The organism is Pseudomonas sp. BMW13 (genome assembly GCF_013357275.1).
Taxonomy (GTDB): Bacteria; Pseudomonadota; Gammaproteobacteria; order Pseudomonadales; family Pseudomonadaceae; genus Aquipseudomonas; species Aquipseudomonas khazarica.
Genome location: NZ_SUKD01000003.1, coordinates 34,710 through 58,999, shown reverse-complemented (window position 1 = coordinate 58,999; position 24,290 = coordinate 34,710). Strand labels below are relative to the sequence as shown.

Sequence of the window (24,290 nt, the reverse complement as noted above, 5' to 3'; positions counted from 1 at the left end):
AGCACCCCATCACCATGCGGACGCTGTTGCTCGGCCTGCTGCTCATGACCCAAACCGCCCTGGCCCAGGTGTACACCTACATCGACGCCGAGGGTAACCGCGTGTTCACGGACAAACCGCGCAGCAGCAGCGCCGAACGGGTGATCCTCGCCCCGTCCAACAGCGCGCAGCTCAACGCGCCGGCACCGACCGTGCGCATGGCCCCGGCGCCCGCCGTTACTAAACCGGTCATGCACTATCAGGTCCTGCGCATCCTCGTCCCCGAGCCCGACGCCTCGATTCACAATGGCTCCGGCGACATGATCGTCACCCTTACCAGCGAACCCGGCCTGCTGCCAGGGCACAGCTATCGCCTGCTGCTCGACGGCGAACTGCAGGGCGAGGCGAGCCGCAGCCCGGTGTTCTCGCTGCAGCACGTCGACCGTGGCACCCATCAGCTGGCCGCGGAAATCATCGACGCCGCCGGGCTCATCGTCGAGCGCACACCGCCACAGCCGTTCCACATGCACCGGATGAGCCTGGCGCAGAAGCGCAAGGTCAACCCCTGCAAGAAGAACGACTACGGCGTACGTCCCGAGTGCCCGCTCAAGGACAAACCCAAGGAAGACGTGAGCATCCTGCCCTTCTTCTGACAGAGCGCACCTTTATGGTGCGCACTGACGCACCACCTCCTAAACTCTCCCTGTTTTGGGTCGTTTTTCCCCGCCCAGCCGCGCCGCCACACAACCAAAACCTGGCAGACCGCACAAAAAATGCGTCTTTTCGGGGCCTTGGTTTGCTTCTTGCATTTTCCTGCCCATTGCCGGAACGCGCTGCCTATGACCATCAACGACGCACTGCACCGCCTGCTACTCGACAACCTGACCACCGCCACCCTGTTGCTCAACAGCCAGCTGTGCCTTGAGTACATGAACCCGGCGGCGGAAATGCTCCTGGCCGTCAGCGGCCAGCGCAGCCATGGTCAGTTCATCAGCGACCTGTTCACCGAATCGCCTGAAGCGCTGACTTCACTGCGCCAGGCGGTGGAACAGGCGCATCCGTTCAACAAGCGCGAAGCCGTGCTGACCTCGGTCACCGGCCAGACGCTGACCGTGGACTACGCGGTGACCCCGCTGTTCAGCAAGGGCGAGACCCTGCTGCTGCTGGAGGTGCACCCACGCGACCGCCTGTTGCGCATCACCAAGGAAGAGGCGCAGCTGTCCAAGCAGGAGACCACCAAGCTGCTGGTACGCGGCCTGGCTCACGAGATCAAGAACCCGCTCGGCGGCATTCGCGGCGCGGCTCAGTTGCTCTCGCGCGAACTGCCCAACGAAGACCTCAAGGACTACACCAACGTCATCATCGAGGAGGCCGACCGCCTGCGTAACCTGGTCGACCGCATGCTCGGCTCGAACAAGCTGCCGTCGCTGGCGATGACCAACGTGCATGAGGTGCTGGAGCGCGTCGCCAACCTGATCGAGGCGGAAAGCCAGGGCGGCATCACCCTGGTGCGCGACTACGACCCGAGCATTCCCGACCTGCTCATCGATCGTGAGCAGATGATCCAGGCCGTGCTCAACATCGTGCGCAACGCCATGCAGGCGATCGCCGGGCAGAAGCACGACATGGGCCTTGGGCGCATCAGCCTGCGCACCCGCACCCTGCGCCAGTTCACCATCGGCCACACCCGCCACCGCCTGGTGGTCAAGGTGGAGGTCATCGACAACGGCCCCGGCATTCCGCCGGAGCTGCAGGAAACCATCTTCTATCCCATGGTCAGTGGTCGTGCCGACGGCACCGGCCTGGGCCTGGCCATCACCCAGAACATCATCAGCCAGCATCAAGGCCTGATCGAATGCGAGAGCTATCCCGGCCACACCGTATTCTCGATCTTCCTGCCGCTGGAACAAGGAGCGCCCACGCCATGAGCCGCAGTGAAACCGTCTGGATTGTCGACGACGATCGTTCCATCCGCTGGGTACTGGAAAAGGCCCTGCAACAGGAAGGCATGACCACCCAGAGTTTCGACAGTGCCGACGGTGTCCTCGCCCGCCTGACCCGCCAGCAGCCGGACGTGATCATCTCCGACATCCGCATGCCCGGCGCCAGTGGCCTCGACCTGCTGGCGCGCATTCGCGAGCTGTATCCACGCCTGCCGGTGATCATCATGACCGCGCACTCCGACCTGGACAGCGCAGTGGCCAGCTACCAGGGCGGCGCCTTCGAGTACCTGCCCAAGCCGTTCGACGTCGACGAGGCCGTGTCGCTGGTCAAGCGCGCCTTCCAGCATGCCCAGGAACAGCAGAGCCTGGCCGCCCCCGCCGCCCAGGCGCGCACACCCGAGATCATCGGCGAGGCGCCGGCGATGCAGGAGGTGTTCCGCGCCATTGGCCGGCTGTCCCACTCCAACATCACCGTGCTGATCAACGGCGAGTCCGGGACCGGCAAGGAGCTGGTCGCACATGCCCTGCACCGCCACAGCCCGCGCGCCGCAGCGCCCTTCATCGCCCTGAACATGGCGGCGATCCCCAAGGACCTGATGGAGTCCGAGCTGTTCGGCCACGAGAAAGGCGCCTTCACCGGTGCGGCCAACCAGCGCCGTGGACGCTTCGAGCAGGCCGACGGCGGCACCCTGTTCCTCGACGAGATCGGCGACATGCCGGCCGACACCCAGACGCGCCTGTTGCGCGTACTGGCCGATGGCGAGTTCTACCGCGTCGGCGGCCACACCCCGGTGAAGGTGGACGTGCGCATCATCGCCGCGACCCACCAGAACCTGGAAACCCTGGTGCAGGCCGGCAAGTTTCGTGAAGACCTGTTCCACCGCCTCAACGTCATTCGCATCCACATCCCGCGCCTGGCCGACCGCCGCGAGGACATCCCGACCCTGGCCAACCACTTCCTCGCCCGCGCCGCGCAGGAACTGGCAGTGGAGCCCAAGCTGCTCAAGAGCGAAACCGAGGACTACCTCAAGCACCTGCCCTGGCCGGGCAACGTGCGCCAGCTGGAGAACACGTGCCGCTGGATCACGGTGATGGCGTCGGGCCGCGAGGTGCATGTCGACGACCTGCCGCCGGAGCTGCTGACCCAACCGCAGGATGCCGCGCCCGTCACCAACTGGGAGCAGGCGCTGCGCCTGTGGGCCGACCAGGCCCTGGCCCGTGGCCAGTCCAACCTGCTCGACAGCGCGGTACCGGCCTTCGAGCGCATCATGATCGAGACAGCCCTCAAGCACACCGCCGGCCGCCGTCGGGATGCCGCACTGCTGCTGGGCTGGGGTCGCAACACCCTGACCCGCAAGATCAAGGAGCTGGGCATGAAGGTCGACGGCGGGGACGACGACGACAGCGACGACTGATCCCGCCGCGTCACGAAAAAAGGGCATCCCACAGGATGCCCTTTTCATTTCCCCGGATTGCATCCGGGCTACGGAACCGTCTCCCCTCTGACGTTTGCTTGAGAAGGAGCAGACCGTGCATAGCGCCGGCCTCTGCCGCTCAAGCGCGCTGCGCGTTCTTCAGCGAGACCTGCGTGTTCAGCGTCCAGAAATCGTAGAGCACGCCGATCAGGAACAGACCGCCGGTGAACAGGTAGATGATCCCGGTGATCCACTTGCCCTGGTACATGCGATGCACGCCGAACACACCAAGGAAGGTCAGCAGGATCCAGGCCACGTTGTAGTCGGTGTCGCCGGCGGTGAAGCGCAGGTCGGCCTCGCGGTCCATCGAGGGGATCAGGAACAGGTCGATGATCCAGCCGATGAAGAACAGGCCGAGGGTGAAGAACCAGATGGTGCCGGTGACCGGCTTGCCGTAGTAGAAACGGTGCGAACCGAGGAAACCGAAGATCCACAGCAGGTAGCCGATCAGCTTGCTGTGCGTGTCCTGTCGTTGCATGAGGAACTCCTTGTGCGAGATACGATTCAGACGCTGCGCGCCAGGCGAAGGTTGCATGCCTGCCACGACAAGGCAACAGGACGAACTGCTTGATAGCTGTACGGCGCCCATATACTGTATAAAAAAACAGTATCGATATCGCCCGCCATGCAACTGATCGAAAAACTCACCATCCTCGCCGACGCCGCCAAGTACGACGCCTCCTGCGCCAGCAGCGGCGCACCCAAGCGCAGTTCCAGGGGCAAGGACGGCATCGGCTCGACCAACGGCATGGGCATCTGCCACAGCTACACGCCGGATGGCCGCTGCGTGGCGCTGCTCAAGGTCCTGCTGACCAATTTCTGCCTGTACGACTGCCAGTACTGCATCAATCGCCGCTCCAGCGACGTGCCACGTGCGCGCTTCACCCCCGAGGAAGTGGTCACCCTGACCCTCGACTTCTACAAGCGCAACTGCATCAGCGGCCTGTTCCTCAGCTCCGGCATCATCCGCTCGGCCGACTACACCATGGAGCAGCTGATCCGCGTCGCCAGGCTGCTGCGCGAACAGCACCAGTTCCGTGGCTACATCCACCTCAAGACCATTCCCGACGCTGCGCCGGAGCTGATCGCCGAGGCCGGCCTGTATGCCGACCGCCTCAGCGTCAACATCGAGCTGCCCACCGAAACCAGCCTGGTCCGCCTGGCCCCGGAGAAGAACGTCGGCAGCATTCACCAGGCCATGCACAACATCCACCAGGGCGAACGCGAAGCACGGGAAGAACGGCGGGCACCGCGCTTCGCCCCGGCCGGGCAGAGCACGCAGATGATCGTCGGCGCCGACGCCACCGATGACAGCACCATCCTGCACAACGCCCAGAGCCTGTACCAGGACTACCGCCTGCGCCGCGTCTACTACTCGGCCTTCAGCCCGATTCCGCAGAGCCCCGGGAGCGTGCCGTTCGAAGCCCCGCCACTGCTGCGCGAACACCGCCTGTACCAGGCCGACTTCCTCATGCGCGGCTATGGCTTCAGCGCCACCGAGCTGCTCGACGGCCCCGGCAACCTGGCGCTGGACATCGACCCCAAGCTGGCCTGGGCACTGGCCAACCGCGAGCAGTTTCCCGTCGACCTCAACCGCGCCGACGAAACCCTGATCGCCCGCGTCCCGGGCATCGGCGTGCTGAGTGCACGCCGCCTGGGGGCGCTGAGGCGGGAACGACGCATCCGCTTCGAAGACCTGACCCGCCTGCGCTGCGTGCTGGAGAAGGCCAAGCCGTTCATCGTCACCCAGGATTACCGGCCACCGCGTGGCGAACACGAGTCCGTGGTGCTGCGCCAGCAACTGCGCGATACCCCGGCGCAGATGGCGCTGTGGTGATGCACTGCCTGCGCTTCGACGGCACCTTCGCCACCTGGCGCCAGGTGGCGCGCCGTGCCCTGCTGCAAGGCCTGGCGCCGCATCAGCTGCAATGGCAGGACGACGAGGCGGCCCCCGGTCTGTTCGACCAGCCTGCCGAGCGGACGCAGGAACCCAGCGGACGCCTGCGCGTATCGCCCGAGCTGCTGGAACTGCTGGAGAGCGCCGCGCAGTATCGCGGCGATGAGCGCTGGAGCCTGCTCTACCTCGTGCTCTGGCGCTTCGTCCAGGGTGAGCGCAGCGCCGTGCTGGCCGGCGACCCCGACGGCAGCGAGCTGCACCGTCGCCTCAAGGCCGTGCGCCGCGAAGCCCATCACCTGCATGCCTTCGTGCGCTTCCAGCCATGCGTGGCCCCCGCTGCGCCGGACTTCGTCGCCTGGTTCGAGCCCGCTCACGACATCCTCGCCGCGGCCAGCGGCCATTTCGCCGAACGCCTGGGCAAGCACAGCTGGCTGATCGCGACGCCACGTGACGGCGTGTACTGGGATGGCCAGCGCCTGCAGCACGAGCGGCACTGTCCGGCCCAATGGCAGGATTGGGCGCAGCAACCCGATGACAGTGGTCAGGCGCTGTGGCGCGCCTATTACGGCAGCACCTTCAACCCGGCGCGGCTCAATCGCACGGCCATGCAGCAGCACTTGCCGCTGAGGTTCTGGAAGAACCTGCCGGAAGGCCCGCTGATCCCGCAGTTGATGAGCGAGGCGCGCGCCGGTGCCCAGCGCGATGGCCAGGCACGGGTGCTGGCCGGCAGGAAGGGCAAACGCATTGCCCGGATGAACGAAGGGGACGCCTTGCGTCCCCTCTCAGGCATCAGCGGAAGCGACGCCCCGGATCTTCCTCGCTGACCTCCAGCTCCAGGCCCTTGGCCATGCTGGTGAGGTGGTCGCCATCGGTCTCCGAACCGAGCTTGATCATCAGACGCAGGTCGTTCGCCGAGTCGGCGTAGAGCAAGGCATCTTCGTAGGTGATCTCGCCCTGGGTGTAGAGGTTGTACAGCGCCTGGTCGAAGGTCTGCATGCCCTGCTCGGTGGAGCGCTTCATCAGGCCCTTGAGCTCGTGCACCTCACCCTTGCGGATCAGGTCGGCAGCCAGCGGGGTGTTGATCAGCACCTCGATCACCGCACGGCGGCCCTTGCCATCCGGCGTCGGCACCAGCTGCTGGGCGACGATGGCCTTGAGGTTGAGCGACAGGTCCATCCACACCTGGTTCTGCCGGTCCGCCGGGAAGAAGTTGATGATGCGGTCCAGCGCCTGGTTGGCGTTGTTGGCGTGCAGGGTCGCCAGGCACAGGTGGCCGGTCTCGGCGAAGGCCACCGCGTGGTCCATGGTCTCGCGGGTACGCACCTCACCGATGAGGATCACGTCCGGCGCCTGACGCAGGGTGTTCTTCAGCGCCACCTCGAAGGACTCGGTGTCGATGCCGACCTCGCGCTGGGTGACGATGCAGTTCTGGTGCTGGTGGATGTACTCGATCGGGTCTTCGATGGAGATGATGTGGCCGCTGCTGTTCTTGTTGCGGTAGCCGATCATCGCCGCCAGCGAGGTGGACTTACCGGTACCGGTCGCACCGACGAACAGCACCAGGCCGCGCTTGGTCAGCGCCAGCTTCTTGAGGATTTCCGGCAGCTTGAGGTCATCGATGGTGGGGATGTTGGTCTCGATGCGACGCAGCACCATGCCCACCAGGTTGCGCTGGTAGAAGGCACTGACGCGGAAACGACCGATGCCGCGCGCGCTGATGGCGAAGTTGCACTCGTGGTTTTCGGCGAAATCGCGGCGCTGCGCCTCGTTCATCACGCCGAGCACGGTTTCGCGAGTCTGCTCCGGCGACATGGGGTTCTTGGTCACGGGCATGATCTTGCCGTTGACCTTCATCGACGGCGGCACACCGGCAGTGATGAACAGGTCGGAACCACCTTTTTCGACCATCAGGCGCAGCAGTTTTTCGAATTCCATCGTCGCTCTCGCAAATCCACACGCACTGTTCGGCACTCAGCGGCGCATGCGGGCGTGCTCCACACGCGCCGGCCGAACGGTTTAGAAGTTTTCCGGGGTCTTGGCCTTTTCCCGCGCACTGTCGCGGCTGACCAACCCCTTGCTGACCAGGGTCTTGAGGCAGGCATCGAGGGTCTGCATGCCCAGCGCACCACCGGTCTGGATCGCCGAGTACATCTGCGCGACCTTGTCCTCACGGATCAGGTTACGGATGGCCGGCGTACCGATCATGATTTCGTGAGCGGCCACACGACCACCGCCGATCTTCTTCAGCAGGGTCTGCGAGATCACCGCCTGCAGCGATTCGGAGAGCATCGAGCGAACCATCGACTTCTCCTCGGCCGGGAACACGTCGACCACCCGGTCGATGGTCTTGGCGGCGGAGGTGGTGTGCAGGGTGCCGAAGACCAGGTGACCGGTTTCCGCGGCGGTCAGCGCCAGGCGGATGGTCTCCAGGTCACGCATCTCACCGACCAGGATGATGTCCGGGTCTTCCCGCAGTGCCGAGCGCAGGGCTTCGGAGAAGCCGTGGGTGTCGCGGTGCACCTCGCGCTGGTTGACCAGGCACTTCTTCGACTCGTGAACGAATTCGATCGGGTCTTCGATGGTGAGGATGTGGTGATACTTGTTGCTGTTGAGGTAGTCGAGCATCGCCGCCAGGGTGGTCGACTTGCCCGAACCGGTCGGGCCGGTGACCAGCACCAGGCCGCGCGGCACGTCGGTGATCTTGCGGAACACGTCGCCCATGCCGAGGTCTTCCATGGTCAGGACCTTGGACGGAATGGTACGGAACACCGCACCGGCGCCACGGTTCTGGTTGAAGGCGTTGACCCGGAAACGCGCGACGCCAGGCACTTCGAAGGAGAAGTCGGTCTCGAGGAACTCTTCGAAATCCTTGCGCTGCTTGTCATTCATGATGTCGTAGATCAGCGCATGCACCTGCTTGTGATCCAGCGGCGGCAGGTTGATGCGGCGAACATCGCCGTCTACGCGGATCATCGGCGGCAGACCGGCCGAGAGGTGCAAATCCGACGCGCCTTGCTTGGCGCTGAAGGCAAGCAGCTCAGTGATATCCATGGGACTCCCCAATTACAAGCAAGCAGGTAGAATGCCGCGACCCATTGGACGGTGTTCACACGGCAGCGCGCAGCGGTCAGGCGGGGTGCAATCAGGCGAAAAGTGGCACGTACGAGCCGTACATGAGCATTTTTCGGCTGATTCCAGCGCGGCATGGCCGGACACAGCGACGTGTAGACACCCTCTCGAACGGCAGGGCTGATAGAGCGCAAGTAATGTCCACGATAGCAGAGAATATTGCAAAGGTCGGTGCGCGCATCCGTGAGGCGGCGCAAGCCTCGCAGCGCAATTTGCAGGATATCGGCCTGCTGGCGGTGAGCAAGACCAAGCCCGCGGACGCCGTTCGCGAGGCCCATGCCGCCGGCCTGCGCGATTTTGGCGAGAACTACCTGCAGGAAGCCCTGGAAAAACAGGCCGCTTTGAACGACCTGCCCTTGATCTGGCACTTCATCGGCCCCATTCAGTCGAACAAGACCCGGCCCATCGCCGAGCATTTCGACTGGGTACATTCGGTGGATCGCCTGAAAATCGCCCAACGCCTGTCCGACCAGCGCCCGGCGCACCTGCCCGCGCTGAACATCTGCCTGCAGGTCAACGTCAGCCTCGAGGCCAGCAAATCCGGCTGCAGCCCCGAGGAACTGCCGGAGCTGGCCAGGGCCATCAGCGCCCTGCCCAACCTCAGGTTGCGCGGGCTGATGGCGATTCCCGAAGCCACCGACGATGTCGCCGCGCAACACGCCGCCTTCGCTCGCCTGCGCCAGTTGCGCGACGACCTGGCGCTGAACCTCGACACCCTGTCCATGGGCATGAGCCATGACCTGGAGGCCGCCATCGCCGAAGGCGCCACCTGGGTACGCATCGGCACCGCCCTGTTCGGCGCCCGCGACTACGGCCAGCCCACTCACTGAATGAAGGAATTTCTGCAATGAGCAACCCGATCATCACCTTCGTCGGCGCCGGCAACATGGCCGCCAGCCTGATTGGCGGCCTGCGCGCCCAGGGAGTGGAGGCCAGCGCCATCCGTGCCAGCGAACCGGGCACCGAGCAGCGTGAGCGCCTGCAACAGGCACACGGCATCGCCACCTTCGGCAACAACGCCGAGGCCATCGCCGGCGCCGACCTGATCGTGCTGGCGGTCAAGCCGCAGGTCATGAAAGCGGTCTGCCTGGACCTGGCGCCACACCTCGCGCCCAACCAGGTGATCATCTCCATCGCCGCCGGCATCAGCTGCGCCAGCCTGGAAGGCTGGCTGGGCGAACGCCCGCTGGTGCGCTGCATGCCCAATACGCCGGCCCTGCTGCGCCAGGGCGTTTCCGGCCTGTTCGCCAACCCCCGAGTCAGCAGCGCGCAGAAGGCGCAGGCGGAGCAGGTCCTGAGCGCCGTGGGCCTGGCCCTGTGGCTGGACGAGGAAAGCCAGCTCGACGCCGTGACCGCCGTCTCCGGCAGCGGCCCGGCCTATTTCTTCCTGCTGATCGAGGCGATGACCGCTGCCGGCGAGCAGCTCGGCCTGCCGCGCGAGACCGCCGCGCAGCTGAGCATCCAGACCGCACTGGGCGCCGCGCGCATGGCCAGCGAGAGCGATGTCGACGCAGCCGAGCTGCGCCGCCGCGTCACCTCGCCGAACGGCACCACCGAAGCGGCGATCAAAACCTTCCAGGCCGGCGGCTTCGAAGCGCTGGTGCAACAGGCACTCAATGCCGCCGCCAACCGTTCCGCCGAACTGGCCGAACAGCTCGGTCAATAAGGAGACAGCATGTCCGGACTCATCGAAGCGCTGATCTACATCATCCAGACCCTCGGCAGCCTGTACCTGCTGATCGTGCTGCTGCGTTTCATCCTGCAGCTGGTCAGGGCCGACTTCTACAACCCGCTGAGCCAGTTCGTGGTCAAGGCCACCCAGCCGCTGCTGACGCCGCTGCGCCGGATCATCCCCGGCTTCTCCGGGCTGGACCTGGCCTCGCTGGTCCTGGCCATCCTGGTCCAGCTGGTCCTGATGGTGGTCACCCTGACCCTGATGGGCTACAACGTCGGCGGCTTCATCCTGCAGCTGCTGGTGTGGTCGGTGATCGGCGTGACCTCGCTGTTCCTCAAGGTGTTCTTCTTCGCCCTGATCGTCAGCGTGATCCTCTCCTGGGTCGCACCGGGCAGCTACAACCCCGGCGCCCAGCTGGTGAACCAGATCTGCGAGCCGCTGCTGGCGCCCTTCCGCCGCCTGCTGCCGAACCTCGGCGGCCTGGACATCTCGCCGATCTTCGCGTTCATCGCGATCAACCTCGCGGACCGCTTCATCATCGGCAGCCTGGCGGCCTACACCGGCCTGCCGCCCATGCTCAGCCCGTTCCTCTGAGGCGGTGAGCTACTTCCGCTGGGACGGCGAGGACCTGATCCTCGACTGTCACCTGCAGCCCAAGGCGAGCAAGGACGAGTTCGCCGGGCTGCATGGTGAGCGGCTGAAGATCCGCCTGACCGCGCCGCCGGTGGAGGGCAAGGCCAACGCGCAGCTGCAGGCGTTCCTGGCCAAGGCCTTCGGCGTTGCCAAGAGCCAGGTGAGCCTGGAAAGCGGCGAGCTCAACCGTCAGAAGCGCCTGCGTATCCACGCCCCGAAAAGCCTGCCGCCCCTGCCGGGGCTGCAGCGCGCCTGAACATGACCGCTCAGCCCCCATACCCGACCATAAGGCGGGACTGACAGGCAGGCAATTGACGCCAGCTTCGCGTCTCGCATAATGCAGAATATTCTTGCGAATGCCGTGCGTCCTGGCGGCCAACCCGTGCCCCGTCACGACGACGGTGAGCGCGTAGCCACTCCACCCCTTAACCGGCAAGCCGCTGCCCTTGCGACAGGAGAGCCAGGATGAGCATGGAACGTCTCAGCCAACAGGTCGACGCCTACGTTGCCTGGAAGCGCGAGCTGATGCGCGAGATCACGCGTTATCGCAGCTGGCTGGAACAGAACCGCCTCAACTCCGACGCCGTTCAGGCCAAGCTCGAACGCGCGCTGAAGATCCTGCGCACCGATCACATCACCCTGGCCTTCGTCGGTGAGTTCTCCCGCGGCAAGACCGAGCTGATCAACAGCCTGTTCTTCTCCGAGTACGGCCAGCGCATGCTGCCCTCGCACGCCGGGCGCACCACCATGTGCCCCACCGAGCTGTTCTTCGACCCCCGCTCGGAACGCCCCTACATCCGCCTGCTGCCGATCGAAACGCGCACGGCCTCCGCCAGCGTCGCGCAGTTCAAGCGCATTCCCCGGCACTGGGTGAACATCCCGCTGGATACCAGCGACCCGGCCAACATGGCCCTGGCCTTCAGCCAGGTGGCCAAGACCAAGCCCATGCCGGTGGAACAGGCGATCCAGCTCGGCTTCCACCCGGACATGCTCGAGGGCACCGGCAAGCGCGGCCAGGTGCTGGTGCCGGCCTGGCGTCACGCCATGGTCAACTTCGACCACCCGCTGCTGCGCCAGGGCCTGCGCATTCTCGACACCCCCGGCCTGAACGCCCTGGGCAGCGAGCCGGAACTGACCCTGTCGATGCTGCCCAACGCCCAGGCGATCATCTTCCTGCTGGCCGCCGACAGTGGCGTCACGGCCAGCGACATGAGCATCTGGCAGCAGCATATCCGCCAGCTCGACGAAGACACCCAGACCTGCCTGTTCGCCGTCCTGAACAAGATCGACGTGCTGTGGGACGACCTGGCCGGCGAGGCCTTCGTGCAGAACGCCATCAGCCAGATCCAGAGCGCAACCGCCAAGCAACTGGGCATCGCCCAGCAGGACGTGCTGCCGCTCTCGGCCAAGCAGGCGCTGCTGGCCAAGGTGCGCAAGGACGAGGAGCTGCTGGCCCGCAGCCAGATGACGCAGCTGGAGACCCTGCTCTGCGAGCGCATCGTGGCGCAGAAGGAGCGCCTGATCGAGGACCATGTGGTACGCCAGGTCCTGGCCCTGCTGAACAACAGCCAGCACGTGCTCAACCTGCGCCTGGAGAAGGTCAGCGAACAGCTCGCCCTGCTCGGCAACCATCAGCAGGACAATGGCCAGCTGCTGTTCGAGCTGACCGCCAAGACCAAGGAAGACCACACCCTGCATCACAAGCGCCTGCTTGGCCTGAAGACCAACCAGCGCCTGCTCAACCGCCAGGGCCAGCTGCTGCGCCACGCCGCGCGCAGCGAACGCCTGGACGAGCACCTCGGCGCAGTGCGCCGCAACCTCACCGGCAGCTGGACCACTCTGGGCATCAACCAGGCCATCCTGCACTTCTTCCGCAGCGTGGAGCACGACCTGCACAACCTGCAGCACGAGGCCGAGATGGCCAACAAGATGGTCGCTGCCATCTACCGCCGGCACAACGAAGACAACCCGCTGAACGGTGTCGATGCGCCGCAGTTCAAGATCCAGCGCTACCTGCGCGAGCTGAACAAGCTGCAGGCCAAGGGCGACCAGTTCCGCCTGCACGTCAAGACGCTGCTGACCGAGCAGCGCAGCCTCACCCGCCGCTTCTTCGCCACCCTGGCGCAGGAAGTGATCGGCCTGCACCAGCGCCTGCGCCGGGATGCCGAACATTGGGCGGCCGACGCCCTGATGCCGCTGATGCAGCACACGCTGGAACACAAGCAGATGCTGGAAAGCCACATGCTGCGGCTCAAGGCACTGGCCCAGGAAACCCAGCAGACGCGCAAGCGCAGCCAGCAACTGGCGCGCTACAAGGAGGAGCTGGAGCAGCAACTGGCCCAGGCTGCCGACATGCTGCGCATTCTGCGGCGGCCGGCGCCCGTGCAGCGCCAGGGCAAGGTGGTGAACCTGCCAACCGCGGTACGCCGCTGACCCGGCAAGCCACGACGACACGCGCTGGCCGTTCACCCCACGCCGCGCACCTGGGGCGCGGCGTGGCGCGCAGAGGGAGCGCCCGCTCGCTTGCCGCTGCCAGCCTCGCTCTTTAGACTGGCGCCCTCCTCCGACTCCTTAGCAGCGACTCCATGCCCACTGCCTTTCCCGAAGATTCCGTCGGCCTGGTCAGTCCCCAGGTGTTCAAGTTCAGCGAACCATTGGCCCTGGCCTGCGGCCGCAGCCTGACCGAGTACGAACTGGTCGTCGAAACCTATGGCGAACTCAACGCCGCACGCAGCAATGCCGTGCTGATCTGCCATGCCCTGTCCGGTCACCACCACGCCGCCGGCTACCACAGCCCGGACGACCGCAAACCCGGCTGGTGGGACAGCTGCATCGGCCCCGGCAAGCCCATCGACACCCGCAAGTTCTTCGTCGTCAGCCTCAACAACCTCGGCGGCTGCAACGGTTCCACCGGCCCCGGCAGCGCCAACCCGGCCACCGGCAAGCCCTACGGCGCCGACTTCCCGGTGATGACCGTGGAAGACTGGGTGCACAGCCAGGCACGTCTGGCCGACCAGCTCGGCATCGAGCGCTGGGCCGCCGTGATCGGTGGCAGCCTCGGTGGCATGCAGGCCATGCAGTGGACCATCAGCTACCCGGAGCGCGTGCGTCACTGCCTGGCCATCGCCTCGGCACCCAAGCTGTCGGCGCAGAACATCGCCTTCAACGAAGTGGCGCGCCAGGCCATCCTCACCGACCCGGAGTTCCATGGCGGCCATTTCCAGGAGCAGGGCGTGATTCCCAAGCGCGGCCTGATGCTGGCGCGCATGGTCGGCCACATCACCTACCTGTCCGATGACGCCATGGGCGAGAAATTCGGCCGTGGCCTGAAGAGCGAGAAGCTCAACTACGACTTCCACAGCGTCGAGTTCCAGGTCGAGAGCTACCTGCGCTACCAAGGCGAGGAGTTCTCCGGCCGCTTCGACGCCAACACCTACCTGCTGATGACCAAGGCGCTGGACTACTTCGACCCGGCCGCCGCACAGGATGGCGACCTGGCGCAGACCCTGGCCGTGGCCAAGGCGGATTTCTGCCTGATGTCCTTCACCACCGACTGGCGCTTCTCCCCCGCCCGCTCGCGGGAAATCGTCGACGCCCTGACGGCGGCGAAGAAGAACGTCTGCTACCTGGAGATCGACGCCCCGCAAGGCCATGACGCCTTCCTCATGCCGATCCCGCGCTACCTGCAGGCGTTCGGCAGTTACATGAAGCGAATCGAGGTATGAGCATGCGAGCGGATCTGGACATCATCCAGGAGTGGATCGCCCCGGGCAGTCGCGTGCTCGACCTGGGCTGCGGCGACGGCGAGCTGCTCGCCTGGCTGCGCGACAACAAGCAGGTTTCCGGCTATGGCCTGGAGATCGACCCGGACAAGATCGCCCTGTGCATCGAGCGCGGCGTCAACGTCATCGAGCAGAACCTCGACCTGGGGCTCGGCAACTTCGCCAGCAACAGCTTCGACGTGGTGGTGATGACCCAGTCGCTGCAGGCGCTGCACTACCCGGACAAGGTGCTGGCCGAGATGCTGCGTGTCGGCAAGACCTGCATCATCACCTTCCCCAACTTCGGCCACTGGCGCTGCCGCTGGTACCTGACGACAAAAGGTCGCATGCCCGTTTCGGACTTCCTGCCCTACACCTGGTACAACACACCGAACATTCACTTCTGCACCTTCGAAGACTTCGAGCGCCTGTGCCATGCTCAAGGAGCACGTGTGGAAGAACGCCTGGCAGTGGACCGCGAACACCGCCATGGCCTTGCAAGCCGCGCCTGGCCCAACCTGCTGGGCGAGATCGGCATCTATCGCATCAGCGGTGCGGAGCCTGCCGCCCGCCGCGTCGCGGTCTGAACGAGGAGAACACCATGCGCCGCATCATCCCCTTCCTGATCGCCCTGTGCCTGGCCTTGCCGGCTGCCGCAGAACGCAAGCAGAGCTTCGGCGATCTCGACGTCCACTACAGCGTCTTCAACTCCAGCTTCATCCAACCGGACATCGCCGCAGCCGCCGGCCTGACCCGCAGCAAGACCCAGGGCGTGATCAACGTCGCCGTGCTCAAGGCCGGCAAGGCCAGCACCGCCGTGGTCGCCGGCGAGGTGAAGGACCTGCTGGGCAAGAGCACCGCGCTGAGCTTCCGTCAGGTCAGCGAGGGCGACGCCATCTACTACCTGGCGCAGTTCCCGTTCAAGACGCGCGAAGTGCTGAGCTTCACCCTGAACGTGCGTCAGGGCGACGACGCACACCGCATCACCTTCAACCAGGAAATGTTCCCGGATGACTGACCCCGTGAATGGCTTCAAGGAACTGGTACTGGCCAGCCACAACGCCGGCAAGCTCAAGGAGCTGCAGGCCATGCTCGGCGACGCTGTGCGCGTGCGCTCGATCGGCGAATTCAGCCAGGTCGAGCCGGAGGAGACCGGCCTGTCGTTCGTCGAGAACGCCATCCTCAAGGCGCGCAACGCCGCACGCATCTCCGGCCTGCCGGCGCTGGCCGACGACTCCGGCCTGGCGGTGGATTACCTGGGGGGCGCGCCCGGCATCTACTCCGCGCGCTACGCCGATGGCAAGGGCGATGCGGCGAACAACGCCAAGCTGCTCGACGCCCTGAAAGACGTGCCGGATGCCCAGCGCGGCGCGCAGTTCGTCTGCGCCCTGGCCCTGGTGCGCCATGCCGACGACCCGCTGCCGATCCTCTGCGAAGGCCTGTGGCACGGCAGCATCCTGCACGAGGCGCGCGGCGAACACGGCTTCGGCTACGACCCGCTGTTCTGGGTGCCGGAAAGCGGCTGCTCCAGCGCCGAACTGCCAGCCGAACAGAAGAACCGCCTGAGCCACCGCGCCCGCGCCATGGCACTGTTCAAGCAGCGCCTGGGGCTGTAATCGCCTTGGTCAGACGCCTGATTCTCAGCAAGAAACCACGCGGTGTTGCTCGTCGGCTGAAGGCGCTAGATCATTGGGCAGCATGCTTTGAGGACAACTTTCCGCAGAGCATTCCTGCCGGCGAGCGCTACTGGAACTGGAAAATTCCCGTGCTATTCAGCCTCGTCGAGGGACGGCACACCAATCCCCAGATTCAAGCTCGCTGCGCTCAGGCATTGATCAATGCCTGCCAGCATCTGATGCGTTCCAAACCACCAGAGGCAGAGAACTGGCGGGTGACGGCCGTAATCTGCCTACCTGATTTTTTCACCAGCGAAGTGTGCTTGTATCTGGATGAGGATTACTTCCAGGCTCACACCCGCGCCTCGGTGAGCGAGTATGGCAATAGCCGCCATCTGGCACCACTGAGCCTATCCAAAGCCTGGTCACTGCAACTGGCAGATGGCTGTGGCGAGCTGGGCACCGAAATCGACTACCTCGACGAAGACCAACCTAATGGGCGCTTCATCGCCCAGCGTTGGTACTTCGGTGAAGTCATGCCACGATAGCCGCCCGTTACTGCATCCCGTTGCCCTACTGTGCCCAACGTCTCTCACTTCCTGCTGCCTCCCCTCGCGCTCTACATCCACATCCCGTGGTGCGTGCGCAAATGCCCCTATTGCGACTTCAACTCCCACGCGGCCGGGCCGACCCTGCCGGAAGAGGAGTATGTCGACGCGCTGCTCGCCGATCTCGACAGCGATCTGCAGCATGCCCATGGCCGACCGCTGACCTCGATCTTCTTCGGCGGTGGCACGCCCAGCCTGTTCTCCGACCGGGCGCTGGGGCGCTTGCTGGAGGGCGTCGAGCGACGCATCGCCTTCGCCGAAGACATCGAGATCACCCTGGAAGCCAATCCGGGCACCTTCGAGCAGGCCAAGTTCAAGGGCTACCGCAGCCTCGGCATCAATCGCCTGTCGATCGGCGTGCAGAGTTTCCAGGAGGCCAAGCTCAAGGCACTGGGCCGTATCCACAATGGCGACGAGGCGATTCGTGCCGCCGACATGGCGCGCGCCGCCGGCTTCGACAACTTCAACCTCGACCTGATGCACGGTCTGCCCGAGCAGAGCATCGAGGACGCCCTGTTCGACCTGCGCACGGCCATCGCCCAGGCCCCGACGCACCTGTCCTGGTACCAGCTGACCATGGAACCGAACACGGTGTTCTGGAGCCAGCCGCCGCAGCTGCCCGAGGACGACCTGCTGTGGGACATCCAGGAAGCCGGCCAGGCCCTGCTGGCCGCCGAGGGCTACGCCCAGTACGAGGTCTCCGCCTATGCCCGTCCCGGGCGGCAGGCACGGCACAACCTCAACTACTGGACCTTCGGTGACTTTCTCGGCATCGGCGCCGGCGCCCACGCCAAGCGGAGCACACCGGACGGGCGCATCCTGCGAACCTGGAAGACGCGCCTGCCCAAGGACTACCTCGACCCGAGCAAGGCCTACCAGGCCGGCGAACGCGTGCTGGATGCCGAGGAGCTGCCGTTCGAATTCCTGATGAACGTGCTGCGCCTGACCGAGGGCGCGCCTGTCGAGCTGTTCAGCCAGCGCACCGGCCTGCCACTCGCACAGCTCGACGGCGCACGGCGCGAGGGCGAACGCCTGGGGCTGCTGCAGGCCGACGACAGGCGCCTGGTCGCCACGGCCAGGGGCCAGCTGTTTCTCAACGACCTGCTGCAGCTGTTCCTGGCCTAGATCACCCACTGCAGGGCCGCAATCCGGTAGGCTTGTGCGCTTCGCTCGTGCAGCCACCGGCAGTGCTGCACCGACCGTTACCAAGGAGCCTGCATGGATCTGCTACTGGACCTGATCGTCACCCTGTCACGCTGGAGTCGCAGCCACCTCAGCGACATCTCCCTGGCCATCATGGCCACCCTGCTGGTGCTGTTCGGCCCGCTGATCAATGCCTGGGTCCAGCGCACCATCGGCAATCTCAATTTCGTCCTGCGTACCCTGCTGTTCGTGATCTTCTGCGCGGTCGGCTACGGCCTGGCGATCATCTTCCTCACGCCCTGGCTGACCAAGGGCCTGACGTACTTCAACAACTTCACCCTGGCACCGGTGCTGATTCTGATCTTCGTGGTCATCGGCATCCTCGCCGATCGCAACTAGCCCGGCTCACGCCAGTGCCGGTGAGCGACCACCGGCAGCGGCGCCATACACGGCATTCGACCCGACAAGGACGTCAGCATGATCCGCCCCTACCTGAACACTGACTGCGACGCGCTGCTCGACATCTGGCTGAGCGCCTCGCTACAGGCCCACGACTTCGTGCCCGAGGCATTCTGGCGCGATCAGCTCGGCGCGATGCGCGAGCACTATCTGCCGCAGGCCGAAACACTGGTGCTGGAACAGGGCGGCACGCCCCTGGCCTTTGCATCCGTGCATGAGGGGCGCCTCGCGGCGCTGTTCGTCAGCCCGGAGCAGCAGGGCTGCGGTCTGGGCCTGCAGTTGCTGGAGGCCGTCATGGCCGAACGCACGCGGCTCGAACTGGATGTCTACCAGGCCAACGGGCGGGCAACCGCCTTCTACCGTCGCGCCGGTTTCGAGGTGATCGCTCAGGGGCACGACCCGCACACCGGCCAGGCGCAGCTGACGATGGCCTGGTCGCGCCCCTGAGGCGGCTTCAGTTGCCTTCGCGGCGCAGGGCCTGCGGGGTGAAGTCGCGCGGGCTCAACTTGGCATTGAAGTCGTACATCGGCTCGTTGTTGTCGAGGCCGTCGGCGAAGTAGCGCCCACCCTTGAGGTCGTAGATGGTTTCCAGGGTCGAGCCGAACATCGGCACGTCGTAGTAGCTGATCGGGTGCGCCTCCTGCAGGCCGATCAACGCGCCGCTGCGGTCATACAGGTCGACGGCGAGAATCTGCCAGCTGTCCTCGTCCAAGTAGAAACGACGCTTGCCGTAGGGATGGCTGAAGCCCTTGCGCAGCTCGGCTTCCACCACCCAGACGCGGTGCAGCTCATAGCGCAGCAGCTCCGGGTTGACGTGCTTGGACTGCAGGATGTCGGCGTAGGGAATACCGCGCTGGTGCACGGCATAGCTGTTGTAGGGCATCAGCATCTCGCGCTTGCCCAGCAGCTGCCATTCGTAGCGATCCGGCGCACCGTTGTAGGAGTCCACCTGGTCGGCGGTGGCCATGCCGTTGGTGTCCGGCTGCAGGGTGTCGTAGGCGAGCATCGGCAGGCGCCGTACGCGGCGTTCGCCACGGTTGAAACGCCAGGCCTTGCGAATGGCCAGGACCTGGTCGAGGGTCTCCTGCACCACCAGGGCCGAGCCGGCCAGCTTGGCCGGCGCCACCACCTTGTACTTGTAGTAGAACAGGGTGTTGTCCAGGTCCTGCGGGGCAACGCCATCGCGCCCGTAGAGGAAGTAGATGTCACGCTCGAGCTTGAGCAGGTTGTAGCTGCCATTGGCGAGCACGGCGGCCTGGTTGGTGGCCATGCTGATCTGGTCGCCACGGTAGCGCATGATGTGGTTCCAGATGGCTTCCTGGCCGTTCTGCGGCAACGGGAAGGGCACGCCGGCCGCAGCGCCCTGCACACCGTTGCCACCGGAGATCAGTTCGGCGTTGAGCGCATTGAAACGCGTCGCGTCGTAGATCCGCTGGGGCGCCGCCGCGCTGCGACGGGTCGGGAACACCCGCAGGTAGAAGCTGGGGTTCTGCTGCAGCAGCGTCTTCAGGCCAACCGGCAGCAGTTGCTCGTACTGCGCCAGGTTCTGGCTGTCGACGCGGTACAGCAGTTTGTCGTCGGCATAGGGATCAGGGTGATGCATGCCCGGCCGGTAGCCCGCAGGCGGCGTGGCCAGGCCACCGGTCCAGGCGGGGATGGTGCCGCTGGCATTGCCTGCGCGCTCGCCACCCAGCGGGGTCAGGTCCTGCCCCAGGCGGGCTGCCTGGCTGGCATCGATCTTGGCCTGCGCCTGAAATGCCAGGGCAGTCAGCAGAAGAAGGGAAACCGATCTCAACACAATGCTCTCCTCGCGACACCATGACAGCGGCGTCGCCAATACCTGCACGCCCTCTGTGAGCGTGCTTATCGTTGTTGTGTTCTGAGGTGAGGCGCCATCCTGGCCGTCGGGTTGTCCCGATCTAATCGTGCATCCTGCCGGTCAATCGCAAGCAGCGTGGTCTTACTCCTGACGCTGGAACTTGAGGTCCCACACGCCATGCCCGAGACGCTCGCCGCGGCGCTCGAACTTGGTCACCGGGCGCTCCTCGGGGCGTGGCACATAGGTGCCATCGGCGGCCAGGTTGCGATAACCAGGCGCAGCGTTCATCACCTCGAGCATGTGCTCAGCATAGTTCTCCCAGTCCGTGGCCATGTGCAGCACCCCGCCGACCTTCAACTTGCTGCGGACCAGTTCGGCGAAGGCCGGCTGGACGATGCGGCGCTTGTGGTGACGGGCCTTGTGCCACGGGTCGGGGAAGAACAGCAGCACGCGATCCAGGCTGGCATCGGCCACGCAGTCGCGCAGCACTTCCAGGGCATCGCAGCTGTAGACGCGCAGGTTGCTCAGGTTCTGCGTCATCACCCCGTTGAGCAGTGCGCCCACGCCCGGCTTGTGCACTTCGACGCCGATGAAGTCATGCTCCGGCGCAGCCGCAGCCATTTCCAGGGTGGAGTGGCCCATGCCGAAACCGATCTCGAAGGTGCGCGGCGCGCTGCGGCCGAAGACCTGGTCGAAATCACGCAGGCCGTCTTCCAGCTCCAGGCCGAACAGCGGCCAGCCCTTGTCCAGGCCGCGCTGCTGGCCTTCGGTCATGCGCCCGGCACGCATCACGAAACTCTTGATGGTACGGCGCTGGCGACCGTCTTCGGTCAGTTCGGGCTGTTGGGTGTCAGTCATGCTGTGCTCTTCTAGAATGCTTTACGATTTCGCGGGCCGGAGCCATGCAAGGCCTGCACTGCCTTCGACGGAACAGGCAAGGAACGCTCGGCGTCGCGGACGACGGTGCCGAAGCACATGAGCGTTACTCGCTTCACGGCCGCACTGGAAAGTGCGTCAGCCGCAAGCGGCGTTCCGAGCCTGTTTTGACGCGGCGGGGCCGACGCGCAGTCAATCGTCCTTACTTGATCAGGCCATCCAGCGGGGATGAGGCGCTGGCATAGAGTTTCTTCGGCATGCGCCCGGCCAGGTAGGCCAGACGACCGGCTTCGACCGCATGCTGCATGGCGCGCGCCATGAGGATCGGGTCCTGCGCGTGAGCGATGGCGCTGTTGAGCAGCACGCCCTCGCAGCCCAGCTCCATGGCAATGGCGGCATCGGAGGCCGTGCCCACACCGGCATCGACCAGCACCGGCACCTTGGCCTCCTCGAGGATGATGCGCAGGTTGTACGGGTTGCAGATGCCCAGGCCAGAGCCGATCAGGCCGGCCAGCGGCATCACCGCGATGCAGCCGATCTCGGCCAGCTGGCGGGCGATGATCGGGTCGTCGCTGGTGTACACCATCACGTCGAAGCCGTCCTTGACCAGCACTTCGGCGGCCTTGATGGTTTCGATGACATTGGGGAACAGGGTCTTCTGGTCAGCCAGGACTTCCAGCTTCACCAGGTTGTGACCATCGAGCAGCTCGCGCGCCAGGCGGCAGGTGCGCACGGCCTCGACCGCATCAAAGCAGCCGGCAGTATTGGGCAGGATGGTGTACTTGTCGGGGCTGATCACGTCGAGCAGGTTCGGCTCACCCGGATTCTGGCCGATGTTGGTACGGCGCACCGCCACGGTGACGATCTCGGCGCCGGAAGCGGCGATGGCATCACGGGTTTCGTCCATATCCTTGTACTTGCCGGTGCCGACCAGCAGACGCGACTGGAAGGTACGACCGGCCAGTACGAAGGGCTTGTCGCTGCGAACTTGGCTCATGGGAAACTCCTCAGAGGGATCAACCGCCGCCGATGGCGTGCACCACTTCCACCTGGTCGCCTTCGGCGAGCGGCGTGCTGTCGTGCTGGCTGCGTGGAACGATGTCCAGGTTGAGCTCGACCGCCACGCGACGGCCGGTCAGATCGAGGCGAACCAACAGGTCGGCGACGCTCTGGTTTTCCGGCAGTTCGAAGGGTTCACCATTCAATTGAATGCGCATGACGGCTCGGTCATAACTAGAAAGAGGGCCGGCATTCTAGCCCGATAGCCAGCCGCTACCAAGGCTAAAAGGCGCCATTCGTCCTCGTATCTGACGCCAGGGTCAGGTCATTTTCCAGGCGCTCAGCCCCAGACACAGCCAGCCGACGAGGAAGGCCACACCACCGAACGGGGTGATCATGCCCAGCTTGCCGATGCCACTGAGGGTGAGCCCGTAGAGGCTGCCCGAGAACAGCACGATGCCCACGGCGAACGCCGTGCCGGCCAGATTGACCAGGCGTCCCGGCACATGCAGGGCCAGCAGGCCGACACCGAACAGCGCCAGCGCATGCACCAGCTGGTAATGCGTCCCCGTCTGGAACACCGCCAGGTAGTCGGGCGTCAGCTTGTGTTTCAGGCCATGAGCCGCGAAGGCGCCCAGGGCGACACCGGTAAAGCCGGCGAAAGCGGATAACAGCAACCAGAGGCGGGCCATGGAAACTCCTGATGAGGTCGACGTGGACGCAGTTTAACCACTGCGCCGGCGGGCGCAGTGGTTGTTATTGTCACACCCGCGGCTGATCCTGTGCGCGTTGGGGTTCCTCCAGCGTTTTTTGGTGCCTGCCATCCCTGGCGGCAACCCTTCGGGCCGTCGCGGAGCGACGTCAAAAATCGCTCCAGGCGATTTTTTGTTTTAATAGCGGCTGATTTCATAACTGCGAAGCCTCATGCTCCGAGCACTGACCCGCCGCCTGCTGAAACTCCTGCTCTGGATGATCCTGGCCAGCGTGCTGCTGGTGCTCGCCCTGCGCTGGGTGCCGCCACCCGGCACGGCCCTGATGATCGAACGCAAGATCGAGTCCTGGGGCAGCGAGCAGCCCCTCGAACTCAAGCGCCAGTGGCGCCCATGGAACGAGCTGCCGGACAGTCTGAAGATGGCGGTGATCGCCGCGGAAGACCAGAAGTTCGCCAACCACTGGGGCTTCGATCTAGGCGCCATCCAGGCCGCCCTGCAGCACAACCAGAATGGCGGCTCGTTGCGCGGCGCCAGCACGCTGAGTCAGCAAGTGGCGAAGAATCTGTTCCTCTGGTCCGGCCGCAGCTGGCTGCGCAAGGGCCTGGAAGCCTGGTTCACCGCGCTGATCGAGCTGCTCTGGTCGAAAGAGCGCATTCTCGAGGTGTACCTCAACAGCGTGGAATGGGGTGACGGGGTCTTCGGCGCCGAGGCCGCCGCGCAGCAGCACTTCGGCGTCGGCGCGCCCTACCTGAATCGCCAGCAGGCCAGCCAGCTGGCCGCCGTGCTGCCCAACCCGCTGCGCTGGAGCGCGGGCCGCCCGGATGGCTACATCCTGCGTCGCTCCGCCTGGATCCGCCAGCAGATGAACCAGCTGGGGGGCGGCCACTACCTCAACCAGCTCAAGCCCAGGTATCCGCACTGGTGGCCAGGCTGGCTGTAAGGCGCCCTAGCGGCTGCGAAAGGCCTTGCGCGGCAGCGCATGCAGCAGCGCGATGTCGTCACCACGCAGGTGCACCGTCAGCCCCCACTGCGGGTAGATCCAGGCTTGTCCCTCTGCCAGCTCCAGGCTGAGACGCGGCTGCCCCAGGCTGGCAGCCAGGCGTTCGCTGGCCAGTGACGACGGGGCGCCAAGGTTCAGACTGGCGATGGAGAAACGCGCCATCTGCTCGACGAGCACAGCGGGCAATACCTGCTCGGCGTCGCCCGGGCGCAACCCTTGCGCCGCCATCAGGCTGTCACGCTGGCTGTCGCTCAACGCCAGCACGGCCTGCAGCGACCATTCACCCTCCTCTCCCTGAAGCCGGGCACGGTAGCTCAGACGCGCACCATCCAGGCGCGGTTCCAGCCACAGCTCGCCGGGGGCCAGACGCTGCAGGTCCGCCAGTTGCAGATGATCGTCCGCCAGAGGCTGCAGGAACGCGTCGCGCCAGGTCTGCAGGTTGGCAACCGGCTGGACCTCGGTGCTGCGCATCAGCCAGGCGCCCCAGGCGAAGAACAGCACGGCCACGACGATGAACAGGAGCCCGTGCTGTGCTCTCAGGGGTGGCTTGTTCACACGATGGCTC

The 24,290-nt window shown here is 65.3% G+C and carries 28 protein-coding genes; 19 read left to right on the top strand and 9 right to left on the bottom strand.

The window, feature by feature from the left end:
- The first annotated feature begins 14 nt into the window (after positions 1 to 14).
- The 3 genes from E4487_RS03270 to ntrC all read left to right on the top strand — a co-directional run bounded on the left by E4487_RS03270 (position 15) and on the right by ntrC (position 3,337).
- Positions 15 to 632 carry a DUF4124 domain-containing protein gene (locus tag E4487_RS03270; protein WP_037056590.1) on the top strand — a complete coding sequence of 206 codons (618 nt, stop codon included), beginning with the start codon at positions 15 to 17 and terminating at the stop codon, positions 630 to 632.
- 186 nt (positions 633 to 818) lie between these two features.
- Complete coding sequence (glnL, locus tag E4487_RS03265; RefSeq protein WP_175252704.1) at positions 819 to 1,907, top strand: nitrogen regulation protein NR(II); 1,089 nt, start codon at positions 819 to 821, stop codon at positions 1,905 to 1,907.
- On the top strand, positions 1,904 to 3,337 hold the full coding sequence (gene ntrC / locus E4487_RS03260) for a nitrogen regulation protein NR(I) (protein ID WP_047585820.1): 1,434 nt from the start codon (positions 1,904 to 1,906) through the stop codon (positions 3,335 to 3,337). Before glnL ends, ntrC begins: the two co-directional genes overlap by 4 nt.
- Positions 3,338 to 3,476: 139 nt before the next feature.
- Here ntrC and E4487_RS03255 read toward each other — a convergent pair whose 3' ends face one another.
- Positions 3,477 to 3,875 (bottom strand): TM2 domain-containing protein, encoded by a 399-nt coding sequence (locus E4487_RS03255; RefSeq protein ID WP_037056528.1) that lies wholly within the window; start codon positions 3,873 to 3,875, stop codon positions 3,477 to 3,479.
- Positions 3,876 to 4,022: 147 nt separating this feature from the next.
- Between E4487_RS03255 and E4487_RS03250 the strand changes: the two genes are divergently transcribed.
- Together E4487_RS03250 and E4487_RS03245 are read left to right on the top strand one after the other, a co-directional pair.
- Positions 4,023 to 5,234: a putative DNA modification/repair radical SAM protein gene (locus E4487_RS03250; RefSeq protein ID WP_175252703.1), complete on the top strand. Its 1,212-nt coding sequence runs from the start codon at positions 4,023 to 4,025 to the stop codon at positions 5,232 to 5,234.
- Positions 5,234 to 6,118 carry a TIGR03915 family putative DNA repair protein gene (locus E4487_RS03245; protein WP_175252702.1) on the top strand — a complete coding sequence of 295 codons (885 nt, stop codon included), beginning with the start codon at positions 5,234 to 5,236 and terminating at the stop codon, positions 6,116 to 6,118. The genes E4487_RS03250 and E4487_RS03245 overlap by 1 nt, the downstream gene beginning before the upstream one ends.
- Here E4487_RS03245 and E4487_RS03240 read toward each other — a convergent pair.
- Positions 6,084 to 7,229 (bottom strand): PilT/PilU family type 4a pilus ATPase, encoded by a 1,146-nt coding sequence (locus E4487_RS03240; RefSeq protein ID WP_037056536.1) that lies wholly within the window; start codon positions 7,227 to 7,229, stop codon positions 6,084 to 6,086. The genes E4487_RS03245 and E4487_RS03240 overlap by 35 nt on opposite strands.
- A gap of 81 nt (positions 7,230 to 7,310) precedes the next feature.
- The gene (locus E4487_RS03235; RefSeq protein WP_037056538.1) at positions 7,311 to 8,345 is read right to left on the bottom strand and encodes a type IV pilus twitching motility protein PilT; all 1,035 of its coding nucleotides are present in this window, start codon (positions 8,343 to 8,345) and stop codon (positions 7,311 to 7,313) included.
- Positions 8,346 to 8,560: 215 nt separating this feature from the next.
- On the opposite strand from E4487_RS03235, the gene E4487_RS03230 reads away from it, so the two are divergent.
- The 13 genes from E4487_RS03230 to E4487_RS03170 all read left to right on the top strand — a co-directional run bounded on the left by E4487_RS03230 (position 8,561) and on the right by E4487_RS03170 (position 18,765).
- The gene (locus E4487_RS03230) at positions 8,561 to 9,253 is read left to right on the top strand and encodes a YggS family pyridoxal phosphate-dependent enzyme (protein WP_175252701.1); all 693 of its coding nucleotides are present in this window, start codon (positions 8,561 to 8,563) and stop codon (positions 9,251 to 9,253) included.
- A gap of 17 nt (positions 9,254 to 9,270) precedes the next feature.
- Positions 9,271 to 10,089: a pyrroline-5-carboxylate reductase gene (gene proC, locus E4487_RS03225; RefSeq protein WP_037056542.1), complete on the top strand. Its 819-nt coding sequence runs from the start codon at positions 9,271 to 9,273 to the stop codon at positions 10,087 to 10,089.
- Positions 10,090 to 10,098: 9 nt separating this feature from the next.
- Positions 10,099 to 10,692, top strand: a complete 594-nt coding sequence (locus tag E4487_RS03220; protein WP_037056544.1) for a YggT family protein — start codon at positions 10,099 to 10,101, stop codon at positions 10,690 to 10,692.
- Positions 10,693 to 10,696: 4 nt separating this feature from the next.
- Positions 10,697 to 10,987, top strand: a complete 291-nt coding sequence (locus tag E4487_RS03215) for a DUF167 domain-containing protein (RefSeq protein ID WP_037056545.1) — start codon at positions 10,697 to 10,699, stop codon at positions 10,985 to 10,987.
- A gap of 209 nt (positions 10,988 to 11,196) precedes the next feature.
- Positions 11,197 to 13,164, top strand: coding sequence for a dynamin-like GTPase family protein (locus E4487_RS03210; RefSeq protein WP_134676425.1), 1,968 nt, complete (start codon positions 11,197 to 11,199; stop codon positions 13,162 to 13,164).
- A 152-nt stretch (positions 13,165 to 13,316) separates the two neighbouring features.
- Positions 13,317 to 14,456, top strand: a complete 1,140-nt coding sequence (locus E4487_RS03205; RefSeq protein WP_037056551.1) for a homoserine O-acetyltransferase — start codon at positions 13,317 to 13,319, stop codon at positions 14,454 to 14,456.
- Between the two features lie 2 nt (positions 14,457 to 14,458).
- Positions 14,459 to 15,079 carry a methionine biosynthesis protein MetW gene (gene metW / locus E4487_RS03200; RefSeq protein WP_037056553.1) on the top strand — a complete coding sequence of 207 codons (621 nt, stop codon included), beginning with the start codon at positions 14,459 to 14,461 and terminating at the stop codon, positions 15,077 to 15,079.
- Between the two features lie 14 nt (positions 15,080 to 15,093).
- Complete coding sequence (locus E4487_RS03195) at positions 15,094 to 15,510, top strand: DUF4426 domain-containing protein (protein WP_037056556.1); 417 nt, start codon at positions 15,094 to 15,096, stop codon at positions 15,508 to 15,510.
- On the top strand, positions 15,503 to 16,108 hold the full coding sequence (gene rdgB / locus E4487_RS03190) for an RdgB/HAM1 family non-canonical purine NTP pyrophosphatase (protein ID WP_047585834.1): 606 nt from the start codon (positions 15,503 to 15,505) through the stop codon (positions 16,106 to 16,108). The genes E4487_RS03195 and rdgB overlap by 8 nt, the downstream gene beginning before the upstream one ends.
- 5 nt (positions 16,109 to 16,113) lie before the next feature.
- Positions 16,114 to 16,656, top strand: coding sequence for a DUF3916 domain-containing protein (locus E4487_RS03185; RefSeq protein ID WP_231499351.1), 543 nt, complete (start codon positions 16,114 to 16,116; stop codon positions 16,654 to 16,656).
- 30 nt (positions 16,657 to 16,686) lie between these two features.
- Entirely contained in the window at positions 16,687 to 17,841 is a 1,155-nt protein-coding gene (hemW, locus tag E4487_RS03180) for a radical SAM family heme chaperone HemW (RefSeq protein WP_175252700.1), read from the top strand.
- A 93-nt stretch (positions 17,842 to 17,934) separates the two neighbouring features.
- Positions 17,935 to 18,258, top strand: coding sequence for a DUF3392 domain-containing protein (locus tag E4487_RS03175; protein ID WP_037056572.1), 324 nt, complete (start codon positions 17,935 to 17,937; stop codon positions 18,256 to 18,258).
- Positions 18,259 to 18,336: 78 nt separating this feature from the next.
- Positions 18,337 to 18,765, top strand: a complete 429-nt coding sequence (locus tag E4487_RS03170) for a GNAT family N-acetyltransferase (protein WP_037056575.1) — start codon at positions 18,337 to 18,339, stop codon at positions 18,763 to 18,765.
- A 7-nt stretch (positions 18,766 to 18,772) separates the two neighbouring features.
- Here the strand turns inward: E4487_RS03170 and E4487_RS03165 are convergent, their stop codons facing one another.
- The 5 genes from E4487_RS03165 to E4487_RS03145 form a co-directional block, all read right to left on the bottom strand.
- On the bottom strand, positions 18,773 to 20,116 hold the full coding sequence (locus tag E4487_RS03165; RefSeq protein ID WP_175252699.1) for a DUF1329 domain-containing protein: 1,344 nt from the start codon (positions 20,114 to 20,116) through the stop codon (positions 18,773 to 18,775).
- A gap of 162 nt (positions 20,117 to 20,278) precedes the next feature.
- Positions 20,279 to 20,995 (bottom strand): tRNA (guanosine(46)-N7)-methyltransferase TrmB, encoded by a 717-nt coding sequence (gene trmB / locus E4487_RS03160; RefSeq protein ID WP_047585838.1) that lies wholly within the window; start codon positions 20,993 to 20,995, stop codon positions 20,279 to 20,281.
- A gap of 220 nt (positions 20,996 to 21,215) precedes the next feature.
- Entirely contained in the window at positions 21,216 to 22,010 is a 795-nt protein-coding gene (locus tag E4487_RS03155; protein WP_037056582.1) for a thiazole synthase, read from the bottom strand.
- Between the two features lie 19 nt (positions 22,011 to 22,029).
- The gene (gene thiS, locus E4487_RS03150) at positions 22,030 to 22,230 is read right to left on the bottom strand and encodes a sulfur carrier protein ThiS (protein WP_037056584.1); all 201 of its coding nucleotides are present in this window, start codon (positions 22,228 to 22,230) and stop codon (positions 22,030 to 22,032) included.
- A 102-nt stretch (positions 22,231 to 22,332) separates the two neighbouring features.
- Entirely contained in the window at positions 22,333 to 22,704 is a 372-nt protein-coding gene (locus E4487_RS03145) for a DUF423 domain-containing protein (RefSeq protein ID WP_037056587.1), read from the bottom strand.
- A gap of 232 nt (positions 22,705 to 22,936) precedes the next feature.
- Here E4487_RS03145 and mtgA point away from each other — a divergent pair, with 232 nt between their 5' ends.
- Positions 22,937 to 23,665, top strand: coding sequence for a monofunctional biosynthetic peptidoglycan transglycosylase (gene mtgA, locus E4487_RS03140; protein ID WP_175252698.1), 729 nt, complete (start codon positions 22,937 to 22,939; stop codon positions 23,663 to 23,665).
- 6 nt (positions 23,666 to 23,671) lie between these two features.
- On the opposite strand, the gene E4487_RS03135 is transcribed toward mtgA, so the two are convergent.
- Positions 23,672 to 24,280 (bottom strand): hypothetical protein, encoded by a 609-nt coding sequence (locus tag E4487_RS03135; protein ID WP_037056443.1) that lies wholly within the window; start codon positions 24,278 to 24,280, stop codon positions 23,672 to 23,674.
- Between the last annotated feature and the right edge of the window lie 10 nt (positions 24,281 to 24,290).